Annotated in this window: 13 protein-coding genes and 1 pseudogene; 11 read left to right on the forward strand and 3 right to left on the reverse strand. The window is 66.6% G+C overall.

Translation table 11 applies throughout. The annotated features are described in order from the left end of the window. The first annotated feature begins 61 nt into the window (after positions 1 to 61). From AC1DXI_RS03885 to AC1DXI_RS03900, 4 genes are all read left to right on the forward strand, one after another. Positions 62 to 418 (forward strand): hypothetical protein, encoded by a 357-nt coding sequence (locus tag AC1DXI_RS03885; protein WP_476937521.1) that lies wholly within the window; start codon positions 62 to 64, stop codon positions 416 to 418. A gap of 165 nt (positions 419 to 583) precedes the next feature. Continuing rightward, entirely contained in the window at positions 584 to 3,310 is a 2,727-nt protein-coding gene (locus tag AC1DXI_RS03890; RefSeq protein ID WP_476937522.1) for a PEP/pyruvate-binding domain-containing protein, read from the forward strand. Between the two features lie 88 nt (positions 3,311 to 3,398). Then, on the forward strand, positions 3,399 to 4,346 hold the full coding sequence (locus AC1DXI_RS03895; RefSeq protein WP_018775950.1) for an alpha/beta fold hydrolase: 948 nt from the start codon (positions 3,399 to 3,401) through the stop codon (positions 4,344 to 4,346). Between the two features lie 148 nt (positions 4,347 to 4,494). Further along, positions 4,495 to 4,698: a cold-shock protein gene (locus AC1DXI_RS03900; protein WP_009357211.1), complete on the forward strand. Its 204-nt coding sequence runs from the start codon at positions 4,495 to 4,497 to the stop codon at positions 4,696 to 4,698. 151 nt (positions 4,699 to 4,849) lie between these two features. Here the strand turns inward: AC1DXI_RS03900 and AC1DXI_RS03905 are convergent, their stop codons facing one another. Further along, the gene (locus AC1DXI_RS03905) at positions 4,850 to 6,826 is read right to left on the reverse strand and encodes an APC family permease (RefSeq protein WP_476937523.1); all 1,977 of its coding nucleotides are present in this window, start codon (positions 6,824 to 6,826) and stop codon (positions 4,850 to 4,852) included. Between the two features lie 365 nt (positions 6,827 to 7,191). Between AC1DXI_RS03905 and AC1DXI_RS03910 the strand changes: the two genes are divergently transcribed. Further along, positions 7,192 to 8,214: a CBS domain-containing protein gene (locus AC1DXI_RS03910; protein ID WP_476937524.1), complete on the forward strand. Its 1,023-nt coding sequence runs from the start codon at positions 7,192 to 7,194 to the stop codon at positions 8,212 to 8,214. 161 nt (positions 8,215 to 8,375) lie between these two features. Continuing rightward, positions 8,376 to 9,434 carry a magnesium and cobalt transport protein CorA gene (locus AC1DXI_RS03915; protein ID WP_476937525.1) on the forward strand — a complete coding sequence of 353 codons (1,059 nt, stop codon included), beginning with the start codon at positions 8,376 to 8,378 and terminating at the stop codon, positions 9,432 to 9,434. A gap of 39 nt (positions 9,435 to 9,473) precedes the next feature. On the opposite strand, the gene AC1DXI_RS03920 is transcribed toward AC1DXI_RS03915, so the two are convergent. Then, positions 9,474 to 10,328 (reverse strand): universal stress protein, encoded by an 855-nt coding sequence (locus AC1DXI_RS03920; protein WP_476937526.1) that lies wholly within the window; start codon positions 10,326 to 10,328, stop codon positions 9,474 to 9,476. A 179-nt stretch (positions 10,329 to 10,507) separates the two neighbouring features. After that, positions 10,508 to 11,457 (reverse strand): annotated as a pseudogene (locus tag AC1DXI_RS03925) (magnesium and cobalt transport protein CorA). A gap of 598 nt (positions 11,458 to 12,055) precedes the next feature. Between AC1DXI_RS03925 and AC1DXI_RS03930 the strand changes: the two are divergent. From AC1DXI_RS03930 to kdpB, 5 genes are all read left to right on the forward strand, one after another. After that, positions 12,056 to 12,676 (forward strand): hypothetical protein, encoded by a 621-nt coding sequence (locus AC1DXI_RS03930; protein ID WP_476937527.1) that lies wholly within the window; start codon positions 12,056 to 12,058, stop codon positions 12,674 to 12,676. 139 nt (positions 12,677 to 12,815) lie between these two features. Further along, positions 12,816 to 14,792, forward strand: coding sequence for an APC family permease (locus AC1DXI_RS03935; protein WP_476937528.1), 1,977 nt, complete (start codon positions 12,816 to 12,818; stop codon positions 14,790 to 14,792). A 257-nt stretch (positions 14,793 to 15,049) separates the two neighbouring features. After that, a complete protein-coding gene (locus AC1DXI_RS03940; RefSeq protein ID WP_018775954.1) occupies positions 15,050 to 15,148 on the forward strand; it encodes a potassium-transporting ATPase subunit F in 99 nt (32 codons plus the stop codon). A 7-nt stretch (positions 15,149 to 15,155) separates the two neighbouring features. Continuing rightward, positions 15,156 to 16,823 (forward strand): potassium-transporting ATPase subunit KdpA, encoded by a 1,668-nt coding sequence (gene kdpA, locus AC1DXI_RS03945; protein WP_476937529.1) that lies wholly within the window; start codon positions 15,156 to 15,158, stop codon positions 16,821 to 16,823. Further along, positions 16,820 to 18,958 (forward strand): potassium-transporting ATPase subunit KdpB, encoded by a 2,139-nt coding sequence (gene kdpB, locus AC1DXI_RS03950; protein WP_476937530.1) that lies wholly within the window; start codon positions 16,820 to 16,822, stop codon positions 18,956 to 18,958. Before kdpA ends, kdpB begins: the two co-directional genes overlap by 4 nt. Positions 18,959 to 18,961 lie beyond the last annotated feature (3 nt).

Raw genomic sequence — 18,961 nt, forward strand, 5'->3', positions numbered from 1 at the left:
CGCGGCCGCCTGCGCCGGACCCTGGTTCCCGCCCTTGCACGGGCAAGGACGAGGGTCTAGCGTGAAGCGCATCAGCATCCGCCGCCGTCAAGGAGCCGTCATGGCCAGGTTCGTGCAGATCATCGAATTTCAGTCCTCCCGCATAGAGGAGATCGAGCAGCTCGGCCGGCCCTCCAGGACGGAGGGATCCACTGCCCCGACCTTCCGCCGCATCTTGGCCACCGCAGACCGCGACCGCCCCGGAACCTACTTCACGATCGTGGAGTTCGACTCCTTCGAGTCGGCCATGGAGAACTCCAACCGGCCCGAGACCTCCGAATTCGCCGCGAAGATGGCCGCCCTGTGTGACGGCCCTCCGGTCTTCCGCAACCTGGATCTGATGTGGGAGGACACCGGCGAGGCCGATGCCGGCCAGTAGGCCGGCAGGCTCGCTTGGCAGAGGTGCCGCTGCGCCGCCGGACTCAGGGCCGGCGGCCGCCCGCGGCTTGAATGCGTGGCTTGACCACGTGGCTTGAAGACGCGGACAGGACGTGGGAGCAGGGAAATGGGTTCTGCAGATGGCAGGGCGCCGGAAAGTCTCGTCATGGATCTCAGCGAACTGGGTTCCGCTCCCCTGCCGCTCGTGGGCGGAAAGGCCCTGAACCTCGGCAGGCTCACGGCCGCCGGATTCCGCGTACCCCGCGGATTCTGCCTCACCACGGTTGCCTACCGAAAGGCGGCCCCGGCCGAACTGGACGCGCTGGCAGCCCGGCTGGACGCCGCAGAACCGGGCTCGGACGAAGTGGATTCCGCAGACCTCCTCCCCGCTCCCGACCTACGCGAACTGGCCCGGCAGGCGCGGGAAATGATTGTGACCGCGCCGATTCCCGCCGACGTCGATGCCGCCCTCCGCGGCGCGTATGCCGCGCTCGGCAGCCGGGCCACAGTGGCCGTCAGATCCTCCGCCACCGCAGAGGACCTGCCCTTCGCCAGCTTCGCCGGTCAGCAGGATTCCTTCCTCAACATCACCGGAGCAGATGCCGTCGTCGAGTCTGCCCGGCGATGCTGGGCCTCCCTCTGGACCGAACGGGCCGTGGCCTACCGCACCGCCAACGGGATCAGCCACCGCGAGGTGGGGCTCGCCGTCGTCGTCCAGGACCTCATCACCGCCACCAGCGCCGGCGTGCTCTTTACCGCCAATCCCGTGACGGGCACCCGGACCGAAACGGTCATCGATGCAAGCGCCGGGCCAGGCCAGGCCGTGGTCTCCGGCAGCGTGAACCCGGACCATTTCGTCGTGGATACGGCCACCGGACGCGTCGTGCGGCGCTCCCCGGAGGGGACCGGCACAGGCCAGCCGACGAGCCTGAACGACGACAGTATCCGCGATCTCACGGCGCTGGGCGATACCGTCCAGCGGCTTTTCGGCGCACCCCAGGATATGGAATGGGTGATTGACGCCGCGGGCAAGATCTGGGTGACCCAGTCGCGGCCCATCACTACGTTGTATCCGCTGCCGGACCCTGCCGCCGCCGAGACCTTTGGCACGGAGCCGGGGTCTTCGGCTGAAACCCGTGTGTACCTGTGCGGCACCCTGCTCCAGGGCCTGACCCGGCCGCTCACGCCGATGGGGCTCTCCGTGCTCGGTTCAATGCGGAACCGCAACGGGATGTGGCAGTACGTCAACCCAGGGCTGCGCATGTTTGTGGACCTGACCCCAGCGGTGCACAACAAATACGGCCGCCGCTACCTGCTGCGGATACTCCCCCTGGCGGACGGGAGGTCGGGCGCTGTATTCCCGGCGCTCCTGGATGACCCGCGGTTCGGCGTGCGCGAACGGCCGCCCCGCCGGTCCCGCCCAGCCGCCGCACAGGGCGGTCCGGCCCCGCGGAAACCTGGGAAGATCGGCGCTGCGGCGCACACTGCGGCACGGATGGCCAGCATGGGCCTGACGGTCCGGCTGATTCCAGCCATGCTGCGGGCCGCGGTAAGGCCGTCCGCCGAGCTGCGCCGCGCCTTCGACTACGGAAACCGTCTCGAAGCCGAGCTCGTCCTGCCGGAACCGGCAACCGCTTTTGGCCGCCTCGATCACGCCCAGCGCGTCCTGGAGAACACCGTGGACGGGCTGATCCAGGCGACACTGCCGGGGCCGTCCGTTGGCTACCTCTTGCTGGCCGCCGCCCGCAGACTGCTGCGCGGCATCGCGGAACCGCGGGAACTCGAGGCCGTGTTGCGGGGGCTGCCCAACAACGTCACCACCGAGATGGACCTCGAGCTCTGGCAGTTGGCTGTCACTATCGGCGCCAATGCCGCGTCCCGGGAGGTGTTCCTTGCCCACGGGCCAAGGGAACTGGCCGCCATGTACAAGGCCGGCGCGCTCCCCGCGGTGGCACAGACCGGCCTGCACGGGTTCCTGGACCGCTACGGCCACCGCGCCGTGGCGGAGATCGACCTTGGCATGCCGCGGTGGTCGGAGAAGCCGGACCATATCCTTGGGATGATCTCGAACTACCTCCACGTGGAGGACCCCGAGCAAGCGCCCGACCGGCAGTTCGCCCGCGCCGAGGAACATGCCGAGGCCAGGATCCGCAACCTCGTGGAACGGACCCGGGCCCGGGGGCGGCTCCGGGCCAGGGCGGTGGAGTTCTGCCTGCACCGGACCCGTCAGTTGTCCGGCCTGCGCGAACTGCCCAAGTTCTACATCGTCCTCGCCCTCGCGGAGATGCACCGCCAGCTCAACGCGATCGGCATCGAGCTGGCCCGGTCCGGTGCGATCGCCGCCGCGGACGACGTGTATTTCCTGGAATTCGACGAGGTCCGGGTGGGTCTGCGGGGTGCCGACCTCAAGGGCATCATCGCGGGCCGCCACCGGATCTACGACGTCGAACTGCGCCGGCGCCGGATTCCCCGGCTCCTGCTCTCCGACGGCACGGACGTGGAGGCGGCCGTGATGGCCAAGTCCCCCGCTTCGGGCGCCCTCGCCGGGACGCCGGCATCGGCCGGCACCGCCACCGGAACGGTCCGGGTCATCCTGGATCCGGTGGGCGCGCACCTCGAGCCCGGGGAAATCCTCGTGGCACCCTCCACCGACCCCGGCTGGACGCCGCTGTTCATGACCGCCGGCGCCCTGGTGATGGAAATGGGCGGGGTGATCTCCCATGGCGCCGTGGTAGCCCGCGAATACGGCATCCCGGCGGTGGTGGGCGTGCCGGACGCGACCACCCGTTTGCGGACCGGAGAGACCGTGACCGTGGACGGATCGGCCGGAACGGTGCGACAGGTGGATGCCCCGCTCTCCCCCGCGACGGCCGCCGACAGCCTGGCCGGCTGAGCGTCAACCTCCGGACCGTGCCGGCGCCGGGCCGTCGAATTGCAGCGGGACCTCCGCCACGCCGCCAGCAGGGGGCTATGTTAGATAGATGGTGTCTGCCGGCAGCAACGCACAGGGCGGCCAGGTTCCCGAGGGCTTTGGTTCGGGGCTGGTGGACGATGCCGCCCGCCGGGACGCCGCGTTGCCCGACTTCGACTGGGCCGTCCTTCCGGAAGGCGTGATGCGCGGTGAGTTCGAGGCACCGAGCGGGACCCTGGCGACGATCGCTGCCGGAGATCCCGGGAAGCCGCGCGTCGTTCTCGTCCCGGGCGCAACCGGCTCCAAGGAAGATTTCATCCTCATGCTGCCCGAGCTCGCCGCGGCCGGCTACTTCGTCCTCAGCTGCGACATCGCCGGGCAGTATGAATCCGCCCAGGCCGGGCCCGAAAACCTCGTTCCGCCCCGGAACTGCTACGACTACGAGCTGTTCCGCGACGATCTACTGGCCATGCTGGACACCGAAGAAGGCGCGGTGCACGTCGTGGGGTATTCCTTCGCGGCGGTCGTTGCCCAACTGGCGTTCGCCCAGCGGCCAGAAAAGTTCCGCAGCCTGACCTTGATCAGCTGCCCGCCGGAGCCGGGCCAGAGCCTCCGCTACGTGCGCCTGGCAGGCTGGATCAGCTGTTGGGTCAACTCCAGGGTCGGCACCGCTTTAATGATTTGGGGTATCCGCAGGAATATTGCGCGGGTGGCGCCGCAGCGGCTGCGGTTCGTCAGGAGCCGGTTCGCGTTCACGCGCCGCGCCTCGGTGGTAGACATCATCGGCCTTATGAAGCGCACCCCGGATCTGCGGCGGGTGCTGGCGGCCGCGACGCTGCCAAAGCTGGTCGCAGTCGGCGAACATGACCTCTGGCCGCTGGCGTTGCATCGGAGCTTCGCGCAGTCGATCGGTGCGCGGATTTCGGTCTACCGCGGGGGCCACAGCCCGTCCGAGACCTCGCCGTACCAGATCAGCCGGGACCTGATTGCGCTGTTCGACGCCACCGTCTCGGCCTGACGAAAGCGGCCGGTTCGGGACGAAGACCCCCGTCAGACCCTTGCACCGCGGCCCGTGGCACCGTACGTTGGGGACAGCGGACGAATGTCTCCGCAGCCGTTGGCCTTATGGCCGCCGGAGATCAGCAGCATTTCAGAAGGATAAAGGCATGGCTACAGGCACAGTTAAATGGTTCAACGCCGAAAAGGGTTTTGGCTTCATTGCCCCGGATGACGGGTCGGCCGACGTTTTCGCCCACTACTCGGCAATCGCTACCAGCGGCTACCGCTCGCTGGACGAGAACCAGAAGGTTGAATTCGACGTCACGCAGGGCCCGAAGGGTCCGCAGGCTGAGAACATCCGCCCGCTCTAAGTACTCCGGAAAAAGCCCCGGCCGCCTGGCCGGGACACTTTCCCCGAAGACCACAACGCCCCTCCGGAGGATTCCTCCGGAGGGGCGTTTGTGCTCTAGGCGTTTGTGTTCGGGGCGTTTGTGCTCGCTGGCCCTGCTGCCGGGCGAGGTGTCAGCCGACGTGCACCCACGGGCGCCGCGTGACGTCCGGCTCCGCCTCGCGCAGCACTTCGCGCGTCACCGGGGCGATCTCGCCTTCGCCGAAGGCCAGGAACCGCAGCAGGTTGGTGAACGGGTTGCCTTCGGTCCAGCGGAAGTAGATGTGCGGCATCAGCCCGGTGACGTCGCGGATGTGCAGCAGCACGGAGGCGATCGTGTTGGGAACGACAGGCCCGTGGACTTCCAGGATCTGGTAGCCGTGCCGGGTGACCCCGCGGACCTCGAGCGCGGTCTCGAAGTCCGAAGAGTCGTCCACCACCACTTCGAGGAACAGCGCCTGGGAGTCGACCGGAAGGTGGCTGACCTCGATCGCGGACGTCAGTTTGTCCCGGTAAGCCTGGGCACTGAGCCGCAGCGGTTCGTGGGCGATGATCGCGATCGGGCCGGATTCATTGGCGGCCAGGAATTCCAGGGCCGAGGTGTCCATGCGCACATGCGTGGCATGGAGCTCGAAGGAGCGCCGGACGCGCGAGAGCAGGGAAATCACGATGATCCCGAGAATAAAGAACGCGGCGATCCGGATACCTTCGGGCCGCTCGAAGATGTTGGCCACCGTGGTGTAGATGAACACGACGGCGATGATGCCGAAGCCGATGCTGCGCTTGCGCTGCTGGCGGCTGCGCGCTGACAGCGTCACAGCAATCGCCGCCGACGTCATCAGGACCAGGACGCCGGTGGCGTAAGCGCCGCCCTGGGCGTCGACGTCGGCGTCGAACAGCCAGGTGATCAGGAACCCCACGAGCGTGAAGACCAGGACCAGCGGCCGCACGGCGCGGGCCCACTCCGGAGCCATGCCATACCGGGGCAGATAGCGCGGTACGAGGTTCAGGAGCCCGGCCATGGCGGAGGCGCCGGCGAACCACAGGATGGCAATGGTGCTGATGTCGTAGACGGTGCCGAATCCGTCCCCCAGGTATTCGTGCGCGAGGTAAGCCAGCGCACGCCCGTTCGCTTGGCCGCCCGGCTGGAACTCCTGCGCCGGGATCAGCACCACCGTGGTGAAGCTCGTGGTGACGAGGAACGCACTCATGATGAGGGCCGCCGTCGTCAGCAGCCGGCGGGCACCCTTGATCCGGCCCTCAGGATTCTCCTCGGTGTCCGTGGCGTGACCGCGGATCTGCGGCATGACGGCGACGCCGGTCTCGAAGCCCGACAGGCCCAGGGCCAGCTTCGGGAAGACGAGCAGCGCGATGCCCACCACCATCAGCGGATTGCCGTGGGACGTGGTCAGGGCCAGCCACCAGTTGTCGACCGCCACCGGCTGCTGCAGGACCTCGATGATCGTTGTGATGACCACGATGACGTTCAGCCCGAGGTAAATACCCACGAGGACGACGGCGACGCCGATCGCCTCCTTGAAGCCGCGCAGAAACACGGCAGCCAGCAGGGCCAGGAAGACCAGCGTGACCGCGACGTTCTGGCCGTGCATCCAGTCGGGCGCGAAAGGGTTCTCGATGGCGTGCGCGGTCGCGTCTGCGGCGGAGAGCGTCATGGTGATCATGAAGTCGGTGGCCGCGAACCCCAGCAGCACCAGGACGAGGAGTTTCCCGCCCCAGCGTGGGAGCAGCCGTTCCAGCATGGCGATGGATCCTTCACCGCGCGGGCTTTCGCCCGCCACCCGGCGGTACACCGGGAGGGCGCCCAGCAAGGTCACGGCCACCAGGACCAGGGTGGCCAGCGGCGAAATCACACCGGCTGCGAGCGCGGCAATGGCGGGCTGGTAGCCCAGCGTGGAGAAGTAGTCCACGCCGGTCAGGCACATGACCTGCCACCATGTGTGTTTCTTCAGGTGACTGTCGCTCACGGCCCCGGGCCCTTGATGGATTCCCTTGGCGTCCTGGAGGCCGAACAGCAGCCAGTTCCTGAAGTGCTCCCCGGCGCCGGGCCGCAGTGCCGAGGGGTCTGCCGGTGGCCGGCTGAGCGTGGTCATGTAGTCCTTTCCAGGCGACGCAGCGCGCCGCTTCCGTCCGCGAGAGTACCAGCGTCCGCAGCCGTCACGACCCTCCGGCGGACAATCCTGATGGTTCCTTAACGCGGGCAAGTAGAGCCAACCCTCTGCATCCACCGTGTGTTCACGCGAATGTCCGTCGTGGTTGTACGGCGCGTACTCTCCGGGGGCGGCGTGGCTATGCCCGGGCGCCTGAGCGTCCTGCGCCTCTACCTGCCAGCGACGACGATCCTCGGGATCGTCCGCGTCGTCCAACTCGCGGTCGACTCCTGGCCCACTGTCTCCCCACGCCGCCCCAAGTTGACGTACAGTCGCCTCGATGAGCCGACGCACCCGAAAGGCCCCGGATGAACTTTGCGACCGCCACTCTGTCTCTCTCGACGATCCTCCGCAACCCTGTCACCGACCCCAACGGGCACCGGATCGGCACCCTTTCGGACGTCAGCGTCCGGCTCAGGGAGAACGACTACCCGTATGTCTCGGGGCTCGTTGTCGCAGTGGGCGGAACCCGCGTATTCGTCCCAGTTGCCGACCTCGCCGCGCTCACCCCAAACCGCGTCGAGCTGGGCAGCAGCACCGGGAACCTCGACGAGTTCACCCGCCGCGAAGGCGAAGTGCTCCTCTCCGCGGACGTCCTCGGCCACCGCCTCATCGACCTCTCCCGCGTTGCCTTCGTCAAGGCCTACGACGTCCAGCTCAACCAGGTCCTTGACGGCTGGGCGGTCACCGGCGTCGACGTCCACCGGTGGCGTTGGGCCGGGCTCAGACCCCGGCACGCGGCCCACCCCGTGCGCGACTGGCACGAGTTCGAGCCTCTCATCGGGCATGCCGAGTCAGCAAGGGTCCGACAGACCACCGGCCGGAGCCCCGAGCTCGGGTCCGCCCAGATCGCCGACACCATCCAGGAGGCCACCAAGGACGAACAGGACGAGCTCTTAAAAGACCGCACCGGCGTCCACCGCCTCATGGGCACCGAGTTCATCGCCCTGCCCGCTACCGCCACGGTCGCAGATGCCCTCGCCGCCGTCCGCGACGCCGACGCGCAGCCACAGGCGCTCGTGGTGCTCTACACTCTTCGCCCCGACGGCGCACTACACGGCGCGCTGGGCCTGGTCGAAGCCATCCAGGCGCAACCGGAGCAGACGCTTGCGGACCTCGCGGTCGACGACGTCGTGGTCGCCTCGCCAACGGACAACATCATCGACGTCATCACCCGCATGGCCGACTTCAACCTCCTTGCCATGCCCGTTGTCTCTGACGACCGGCACATAGTCGGCGTCATCACCGTCGACGACGCCCTCAAGGCAGCCATCCCTCGGAACTGGTCGAACCGCAAGAGCGGCCACCGCGAGACCGACTCCGGGTCCTGAACCAAAAGCTTGTCGATGTAGGATTGCGCGCCCGGATCCTGGCTGCCCGGGCAGCCGTGCGGTCCGACGCGGTAGTCCCGCGTCCGGATACAGTGGATCCACCAGCGCCCTGGGCGTGGGCACGGCAAGGGCTGCATCCAGGGGCGAGAGGGACAGAGATCATGACGATGGTGGACAACGCCGTCTATGTTGACGGCCTGCGGACCGACAATCCGAGGAACCTGGATGAAACGTATGAGGTGATGCGCGCACGAGGTGGGATGGCGTGGATCGGGCTGTACCGTCCGGGCCTGCAGGAGCTGACATCGGTGGCGGAGGAGTTCAGCCTGCACGAACTCGCCGTGGAGGATGCCCTCCACGGCCACCAGCGGGCCAAACTTGAACGCTACGGGGACACGCTGTTCACAGTGCTGCGTCCGGCACGGTATCTGGACGACGTAGAGAAGGTTGAGTTCGGCGAACTGCACGTCTTTGTCGGTCCGGACTTCGTGGTCACCGTCCGGCACGCAGAGGCCCCTAACCTGGCCAAGGTCCGCCGCCGGATGGAGGCTGCCCCGGAGCTGCTGGCGCTGGGCCCGCAGGCCGTGCTGTACGCGATCTTGGACGAAGTCGTGGACCAGTATGAACCCGTCGTCGCCGGCCTGGAGAACGACATCGACGAGATCGAGGACGAGCTGTTCAGCGCAGGCCCGGACGTGGCGCGGCGCATCTACGAGCTCTCCCGGGAAGTCATCGAGTTCCAGCGCGCCACACACCCGATTAGGGCCATGCTGGAGGCTCTTGAACGCGGCGCGGAAAAATACCATCTCGATCTGGAGCTGCAGCGCAGGCTGAGGGACGTCCATGACCACGCCATCCGCGTCGTGGAACGGGTCGACGCTTTCCGTGTTCTGCTCCAGAACGCACTGACGGTCCACGCAACCCTGGTGGCCCAGCAGCAGAACGAGGAGATGCAGCGTCTCACCGAGTCGAGCCTGGCCCAGAACGAGGAGATGCGGCACCTCTCCGAAGCGGGTCTGGCACAGAACGAGGAAGTCAAGAAGATCTCCGCTTGGGCGGCCATTCTCTTCGCCCCCACCCTTGTGGGAACCGTATACGGGATGAACTTCGACGTCATGCCCGAGCTGACGTGGCCGTTGGGCTACCCGTTCGCGATCGGCCTCATGCTCGCCATGGGTGTCGTCCTTTACCTGTCGTTCAAGCACCGCAAATGGCTTTGAACTGCACGACCAGAGCGCTGCCACTGTCATCGAACGCCCTCAACGTTGGTGGTTTAGCGGGCGGGTGATAAGCGTCGGGCATTGAACATCCATGAGGATTTCCCGGGCAACCGACCCCACCAGGATCTCCAGGCCGCCGCGGCCCTTGCATCCAATGACGAGGAGCACGGCATGCGCGCTGGCCCTGACCAGGACCGGCGCCGGGTACCTGCCGCTCTCCAGCACCGGATTAACCTGCAATCCGGGATGGTCCTGGGCCAAACCGGCAACGGCTGCAGCCAGAACCGGGCAGGTATCCATGGCCGTTCCGTCGGCATGGGCGTCTGTTGGTCCGCCGCCGGGTTCTTCAGGGCCGTTGCAGACGTGGATTACCGTCAGGTCCTGGCCAAGGCGGAGCGCTTCCGCGGCTGCCCATTCCACCGCGACAGCTGCGTCGGTGGACCCGTCGGTGCCGACGACAATACCGGTCCGGCCATCGTCGCCGGCCGCGGGAACGACGGCCACCACGCAGTTGCTGATGGTGGCCGTCTGAAAACTGACCGACCCGAAGCCCTCGCCGTGCCTGTCCGGGCGTCTATCGGTTCCTACCACGACCATGTCCGAATCCCGGGAGAGCCTCCGAAGGGCCCGGGCCGTCTCTCCGGTCTCGAGAGTCGTGCTGACCGGGACCGAGGGGTTCAAAGCCGATATCCGCTGAGCTTCCGCAGCCAGCAACTCAGCGGCCTGGTTCATGGACTCCTTATACCGGTCGGCGTGCCGGAAGGCCCAAGGACCAGGAACGACGCGCACCAGGCTGAGGGGGGCATGAAAGTGGGCGGCCCGTCTCGCCGCCCACTCCAATGCTGCGTGACCGGCCTTGGAATTATCGACACCGACCACGATACGGCTGCGCACGATTCGATGCCCTTCGGGGAGCTTACTGATACATCGAATATCCCGGCGTTGTCCTCTTGCAGGCTAGGGCCGGAAGGCACCCGGCACGGGACCAGGGGCCGAAAACAACCTCGCTGCCCGCTTTCCAAGGCAGACGGTACGGCACTGAAAGTCTCGCCGGCAACTGAGGCTCATTCGGCTTAGATCCAGCTGCGCTTTCGGAAGATCCGATACAGGATGGTGCTGACGGCGGCCATCGAAGCGACCGAAAGCGGATAACCGTACTCCCAGTGCAGTTCAGGCATGTTCTCGAAGTTCATGCCATATAGGGGGCGAACAGGATGGCCGCCCAGGCGGAGATTTTCTTCACCTCTTCGTTTTGGGCGTTGCTGGACTCCGCGAGGTGCTTCATTTCCTCATTCTGGTTCTGCGCGACGAGTGTCGCGTTGACGGTGAGGATGTCCCTGAGCATGAACCGGAAGCCGTCGATTCGTTCGTTCACCTGGGCCGTGTGGTCGGCGACGTCACGCAGGTATTGCTGCAGTTCGTTGGCGATCCCGTATTTCGTGAAGCCGCCGGCCAGGGCGTCGAGGATGCGCGTCAGCGGGTGGGTCGAGCGCTGGAATTCGATCACTTCGCGGGAGAGTTCGTAGATGCGCCGGGACACGTCGGGGTCGCCGCCGAAGACTTCGGTTTCGATTTCGTCGATATCGTTCTCCAGGCCCGAGACCACAGGTGCGTAGTCGTCCACGACGGCGTCCAGGATCGCGTAGAGCACAGCCTCCGGGCCCAACCGCAGCAATATTGCGTCATGCTCAAGGCGGCGGCGGACCTGCACCAGATCCGGCGACCCGCCGTGGCGCACAGTGATGATGAAGTTCGGGCCAACAAACACGTGGAGTTCACTGAATTCGATCTCCTCGCGCGAATCCAGATAGCGGGCTGCCCGCAGGACCACGAACAGGGTGTCGCCATAGCGTTCGAGCTTGGATCGCTGATGCGCCAGGACCGCATCTTCAACCGCGAGTTCATGCAGGTCGAATTCGGCGGCCAGCGACTGAAGCTCAGAAGCCTCCGGACGGACGAGACCGATCCAGGCCATGGAGCCCTCGAAGCGGCCCAGTTCCTGGAACGTCTCCTGCAGTGTCATCGGCGAGGATACCCGCTTGCCGTCAAGATAGATGCCGCTGTCGACAAGGCTGGCCCGGCCTACGGATGCCAGCTCCCCGGTCCCGGCTGACGCCGCAGCGGGGGCCCCGATGCCCGGGCGGGGGCGGGAGGTGAGCTTGTACAGGCGCGTGGAAATACGGCGAGCGTTCATGGTTGCGGTCCAGACGTAGGAAGTGCAGGGTGAGGTGGCCAGAAGGCCTCTCCTGCCGTGGACTACGTTTGGATGACGTGCGGAACCCGGGACACGGGGTTCAGGCGGGAGAGGAGATGTCCCCGGCGCCGGTACTTGGAGGCTCGGTGTACATCGGACACGTCCGCTCTCTGGTGTTCCCTACAAAATCCTGCCCATTACAGCACGGTCAGAGTCGGACAGACAACTCAGGCCAGACTGATACAGATGACCGGCCCTGGGCGCTCCCGGATGGGCCGCCGCATTAAGAGAACGCAAATTTGTCGCCTGCCGGCATATGGAAAGCATTAAGGTCCGTTCCGGTGGGGCGCCGCTGGTGATGTCATGAAACAAGAGGACGCTGCAGCCACAGTGGCCGCAATCCGATCCTCAGCAGGAGCCAGACAGCATGAACACCACGTCCCGGCCGCCACAGGACACGCCAGGCCTTCCGGCCCGTGCCGGTATTGCCCGGGATTTCGTCGCCATCGACGACAGCGGTGACTTTTCATATCACCGGTCAGAACAGGATCTACTGACGGCGTTTGAGTATGTCGGGGAAGCCGCATGCATCATCGACCGCAGCGGCAGCGCCTACCGCCTGGCCCTGGATCCGAACCGTCACCTGGTCCTCGGGCCCACCCACGGTCCGGTGGAATTCCATTGGCTCCGCCACGCATGGATGGACGCGCAAAACACGCATCCCGAGGGGCACCGGCTTCGCCGCTTCTACCCCGTTAGCCGGGACGAAGTGGTCTCGGACCTGTTCGAAACCCTCGCCCTGGAACGCGGGACAGCCCCGGCCGAGGGAACGTGGTCTCTCGACATTGACGGCCCCGCATTGCACCTGTCCAGCATGGAGGACATCGACGTCCGGCTCGGGCACCAAGACGTGCTGGGGCATGCCCACGTGACAGATCCGTTCGGACACCTCTACCGGCCCGCGCGGCACCGCAGGCACTGGTATCTGCCGGCAACGGCCGGATTCATCCTCTACATCGAAATCCCCATCCCCGCCGCAGCCCACTGAGGCCGTTCCTCCGCCGCAGGCCGGCGGCTGGAACGTGTTAAGGATCCGTCAAGATCGCCCCCGGGCCGGGAGCGACTCCCGGCGCCGGTGTTATCGTCGGCAGTAAACACGATGGTGGGCATCGCGCGGAGAGGCAAAGATGACCACGATGAGCAGGCCGCCTTCGGATCCCTCAGCGGCACGGCCGGGAGCCGGGGACAACTTCAGAAGATGGCTGCTGTTCGGCCTCCAGGATGCCAAGGGAATCCACCAGGGTCCCGGGGCCGTGAGCGACAGCCACCTGAAGAAACACACGTGGTGGCAGGTGATGTGCCTGACCGGCGTCGATTACTTCTCCACCTTGGGCTACCAGCCGGCCATTGCGGCCTTGGCCGCGGGCGTGATCTCGCCGCTGGCGACCATGGTGCTGGTGGCTGTCACCCTATTGGGCGCCCTCCCGGTGTACCGCCGGGTCGCCGGAGAAAGCCACCGCGGCGAGGGATCCATCGCCATGCTGGAGCGGTTGATGCCTCGCTGGGGCGGGAAGCTCTTTGTCCTGGTGCTGCTGGGGTTCGCGGCGACAGACTTCATGATCACCATGACGCTTTCCGCCGCCGATGCGACCGCGCACGCGATCGAAAACCCGTTCGCCCCCGCCTGGATGCAGGGCCAGAACGTCGCGGTCACCTTGTTCCTGCTGGCCCTGCTGGGAGCCGTGTTCCTGCGTGGATTCAAGGAGGCGATCGGCGTCGCCGTCGTCCTGGTCGCCATCTACCTGGGCCTGAACGTGGTCGTGGTGGTCACGACAATATTCGAAACGTTGACCCACCCTGTTGCCGTGGACAACTGGTGGCTGGCCCTGACCACCCAGCACGGGAGCCCGCTGATGGTGGTCGGGATCGCGTTGCTGGTCTTCCCCAAGCTGGCCCTTGGCCTGTCCGGCTTCGAGACCGGCGTCGCCGTGATGCCGCAGATCCAGGGACGCCCCGGTGACACCGAAGAGAAGCCGGCAGGCCGGATCCACGGTGCCCGCCGGCTGCTGACAACTGCCGCCGTCATCATGAGTGCCTTCCTCATCACGACCAGCTTCACCACGGTGGTGCTGATCCCGGCGCAGGACTTCGAGCCCGGCGGGCCGGCGAACGGCCGCGCCCTGGCTTACCTGGCCCATGAATACCTCGGGAACGGCTTCGGCACCGTCTATGACCTGAGCACCATCGCCATTCTCTGGTTCGCGGGCGCCTCCGCGATGGCGGGGCTACTGAACCTCGTGCCCCGCTACCTGCCCCGCTACGGCATGGCTCCCGGCTGGGCCCGGGCCGTGCGCCCGCTGGTACTGGTGTTCACGCTCGTCGGGTTTTTGATTACCTGGCTGTTCGACGCCGACGTCGACGCCCAGGGCGGCGCCTACGCCACCGGCGTCCTGGTGCTGATGACCTCGGCGGCCGTCGCCGTGACGCTGTCGGCCCGCCGCCGGCAGCAGCGCAAGCGCACTGTCGGTTTCGGCATCATCGCCGTCGTGTTCGTATACACCACGGTGGCAAATATCATTGAACGCCCGGAAGGCATCCGGATCGCCGCGTTCTTTATCCTCGGGATCATCGTGATCTCCCTGCTCTCGCGCGTCCGGCGCTCCTTCGAACTCCACGCCACCCATGTCCACATGGACCGGAAGGCACTGGAGTTCATGTCCGCCAACGTGGACGGCCCAATCGCGATCATCGCCCACGAGCCGCTCCGGCTGAGCCCTGAGGCATACCGGGATAAGCTGACGTCCGCCATCGAGGTCAGCCACCTTCCGGTCGACTACCAGGCCTTGTTCCTGGAGGTCGTGGTGGATGACTCCTCGGACTTCGAGACCGAGCTCGAGGTCCGCGGGGTCACCCGGCACGGGTACCAGATCCTGGAAGTCCACGGACCCGTAGTGCCGAACACGATCGCCTCGGTGCTGCTGCACATCCGCGACGTCACCGGGCTGATGCCGCACATCTACTTCCGCTGGACCGAAGGCAACCCGGTCACCAACCTGCTGCGGTTCCTGGCCTTCGGCGAAGGCGAGATCGCCCCGGTCACCCGCGAAGTGCTCCGCGAGGCCGAACCCGACGTGACCAAGCGGCCCTGGGTCCACGTCGGCTGAGCGCCGGGGATCGCCTGTTAAGACGGCGTCAAGATCCGCCGTCCGGGCGTTAAGAAACCATCAGGAACCGGCCTTTTGCCTCTTGGGAGGGGTTGACTTTCAGTAGCCCCGCAAACGGGGCGCGGATGAAAGGAACCTGCAATGGCCGACCTGGCTGTTCTCGGAATCCTCATGGTTGCCATGGGGTTCGTTATGTGGATCGGCCACGCCCTGGCCGGGATGGTCGGCAGTGCCGATGACCGTCCGGAGAGTGGCAAGTGAGCGCCGATGCAGTGATGTGGCTCGTTCTGTTACTGGCAGGGCTGTGCCTCTTCGGCTACCTGCTGGCCGTCCTGATCCATCCGGAAAAGTGGTGAGCGGATCATGACCTTCAACCCCGCATCCTTTGCTGCCCAGGTGGCGGCACTCCTCATCGTTCTGGCGGCTGTGCACAAGCCTCTGGGGATCTACCTGGCTCGGGTTTTCGAGGGCAAAACGTCGTCCCGGCCCGAGCGTCTGTTCTACCGGCTGTCCGGTATCGACGCCGACACCGAGCAGACCTGGCCCGTCTACCTGCGCAGCGTCCTGGCGTTCTCGGCCGTGTCCATTCTGGCCGTGTTCGGCCTCCAGCGGCTGCAGGGCGTCCTGCCGGGCAGCGGCTCCCTGCCCGCCGTGGATCCGTGGATCGCCATGAACACCGCCATTTCCTTCGTGACCAACACGAACTGGCAGACCTACGTACCGGAGACCACGGTAGGCATTTTCGTGCAGATGGCCCTCCTTGCGGTGCAGAACTTCCTCTCAGCCGCCGTCGGCATCGTCGTGGTCGTCGCCCTCATCCGCGGCATCGCCCGCACCCGCACCGACCGGCTGGGCAACTTCTGGGTGGATCTGGCCCGGACTTCCTTCCGGATCCTGCTACCCATCGCGTTCGTCGCGGCCGTGGTGATGGTCCTCGGCGGCGTGGTGCAGAACTTCTGGCCCACCGACGTCACCAACCAGGCCGCCGGAATCAGCCAGACCGTCCCCGGCGGCCCGGTGGCCTCCCAGGAAGCCATCAAGATCCTCGGCACCAACGGCGGCGGCTACTTCAACGCCAACTCCGCCCACCCGTTCGAGAACCCCAATGCCTTCATCAGCCTCTTCGAGGTGTTCCTGATCCTGCTCATCCCCTCGGCACTGCCCTACGCCTACGGCCGGATGGTCGGTGACCAGAAGCAGGGCTACACGGTCGCCGCCGTCATGGGCACCCTGTGGCTGGCCGCAACCGCCCTCATGGGATGGGCCGTGGCTTCCGGCCAGGGAACCGCGACGGCAGCCGCCGGCGGCCTGGGCGAGGGCTTTGAACAGCGCCTCGGTCCGGTGGCAAGTGCGATCTTCGCCACCTCGACCACGCTGACCTCCACCGGCGCCGTCAATGTCGCCCACGATTCCCTGCCGCCGCTGGCCGGTGGAGTGGCCATGGTCAACATGATGCTCGGCGAAGTCGCCCCCGGTGGAACCGGTTCCGGGCTCTACGGCCTGCTGATCCTGTCCATCATCTCCGTCTTCATCGCCGGGCTGATGGTCGGGCGCACCCCGGAGTACCTGGGCAAGAAGATCGGCCCGACGGAAATGAAGCTCGCCGCCATGTACATCCTGGTCACCCCGACCCTGGTGCTGGCCCTGTCCGGCATCTCCGTGCTCCTGCCGGACATCATGGCCAACGCCCCCGCCACGGGTCCGCACCAGTTCAGCGAGGTGCTCTACGCCTTCACCTCCGGGGCCAACAACAACGGCTCAGCGTTCGGCGGCATCACCAGCTCGGGCCCCTTCCTCTCGACCATGCTGGGCCTGGCGATGCTGCTGGGCAGGTTCCTCCCGATAGTCCTGGTGCTCGCCCTTGCCGGATCCCTCGCCCGTCAGGGCAAAGTTCCCGCCTCAGCCGGCACCGTCCCCACCCACGGCCCGCTCTTCGGCTCGCTGCTCCTCGGCGTGACAGTGATCATGACCGCCCTGAGCTACTTCCCGGCCCTTGCCCTGGGCCCCCTCGCAGAAGGACTCCTCAAATGACCCGGTCTCACACGGCATTAGCCACGGACACCGAAGCCCAGACCTACGCCGACGGCAACCCCCTCGGCACCCCTGGCGAACACAAACACCACACCCAGGCCCCGGCGAAACTGACGCTAGCGTCCGTCGCGGCCGCCCTGCCGCTCGCGGTCCGGAAACTCTCCCCGCGGCAGATGATCCATTCCCCGGTCATGTTCACCGTGCTGGTGGGGGCCGCCCTTTGTACGGCGATCTCCCTGTACCGGCCCTCGGTGTTCGGCATCGCCGTCACCGCCTGGCTGTGGCTCACCGTCCTCTTCGGCACGCTCTCGGAGTCCATCGCCGAGGGCCGCGGCAAAGCCCAGGCCGACAGCCTCCGCGCCAGCCGCAAAGGTGTCCACGCCCGGCTCCGCCAGCCCGACGGCACCACCAAGGACGTCCCCGGCACGGAGCTGCGGCGGGGTGACGTGGTGATCTGCGAGGCCGGTGACGTCATCCCCTCGGACGGCGAAATCATCGAAGGCCTGGCCAGCGTCGACGAATCGACCATCACCGGCGAATCAGCCCCGGTGATCCGGGAATCCGGCGGAGACCGATCCTCCGTCACGGGCGGCACGAAAGTCCTCTCGGACCGGATCGTCATCCGCATCACCGCCGAGCCCGGACAGACCTTCATCGACCGGATGATCAAGCTGGTCGAGGGTGCTGTGCGGCAGAAGACGCCCAACGAGATCGCCCTTCATGTGCTCCTGGTGTCCCTGACCATCGTGTTCCTGGCCGTCACCATGTCACTGGCACCGTTCGCCGCCCTTGCCGGCGCCACCCCGTCCCCGATCGTGCTGGTGGCCCTGCTGGTCTGCCTCATCCCCACCACCATCGGCGCGCTGGTACCGGCGATCGGCATCGCCGGGATGGACCGGCTGGTCCAGCACAACGTGCTGGCCACCTCCGGCCGTGCCGTGGAGACCGCCGGGGACATCACCACGCTGCTCCTGGACAAGACCGGCACCATCACGTACGGCAACCGCCGCGCCGTCAATTTCTTCCCCGCCAACCATGTCGAACGCACCGAACTCATCGAAGCGGCCCGGGTCTGCAGCCTGGCCGACGAAACCCCCGAGGGACGCTCCATCGTGGACCTCGCCGAGGACAAGGGCGTGACCGGGTCCGACCTTGCCACCCTCGAACGCAGCTCCGGTCATTTTGCCGTGGTTCCCTTCAGCGCCAGCACCCGCATGAGCGGACTGGACCTTGACGGCCGGCAAATTCGCAAAGGCGCCGCCTCCACTGTGGCGGCCTTCGTTGCCGAATACGGCGGGCACGCCCCGGCCGAGGTCGACCACCGGGTGAAGGAAATCTCCGCCCAAGGCGGCACACCCCTATTGGTCGCCCAAGTGGGCAAGGACGGCCGGGCGGACATGCTGGGGACCATCCACCTCGCCGACGTCGTCAAACCCGGCATGCACGCCCGCTTCGCCGAACTGCGGCAAATGGGCATCCGGACCGTCATGATCACCGGCGACAACCCCATCACTGCCAAGGCCATCGCCGCCGAGGCCGGCGTCGATGATTTCCTGGCCGAGGCAACCCCCGAAGACAAGCTCGCCGTCATCAAGAAAGAGCAGGCTCAGGGCCGGCTGGTCGCCATGACCGGGGACGGCACCAACGACGCCCCCGCCCTGGCCGCGGCAGACGTCGGCGTCGCCATGAACTCCGGCACCCCGGCCGCGAAGGATGCCGCGAACATGGTGGACCTCGACTCGGACCCCACCAAACTCATCAATATCGTCGGCATCGGCAAGCAACTGCTCATCACCCGGGGCGCCCTGACCACCTTCTCGGTCGCCAACGACGTCGCCAAGTACTTCGCGATCGTCCCGGCCCTTTTCACCGCCACGTTCCCGGGTCTCGGCCTGCTGAACGTCATGGGCCTGGCCACCCCGTCCTCGGCCATCCTCTCCGCGGTGATTTTCAACGCCCTGATCATCATCGCCCTGGTGCCGCTGGCGCTCCGCGGCGTGAGATACCGTGCAGTCTCCGCCAACCAGGCGCTGGCCAGGAACCTGCTGATCTACGGGCTCGGCGGCCTGATCGCACCCTTCATCGGCATCAAGATCATCGACCTGATGATCTCCCTCATCCCCGGAATCGGCTAGGAG

Source organism: Arthrobacter sp. P1_H7, assembly GCF_056405215.1.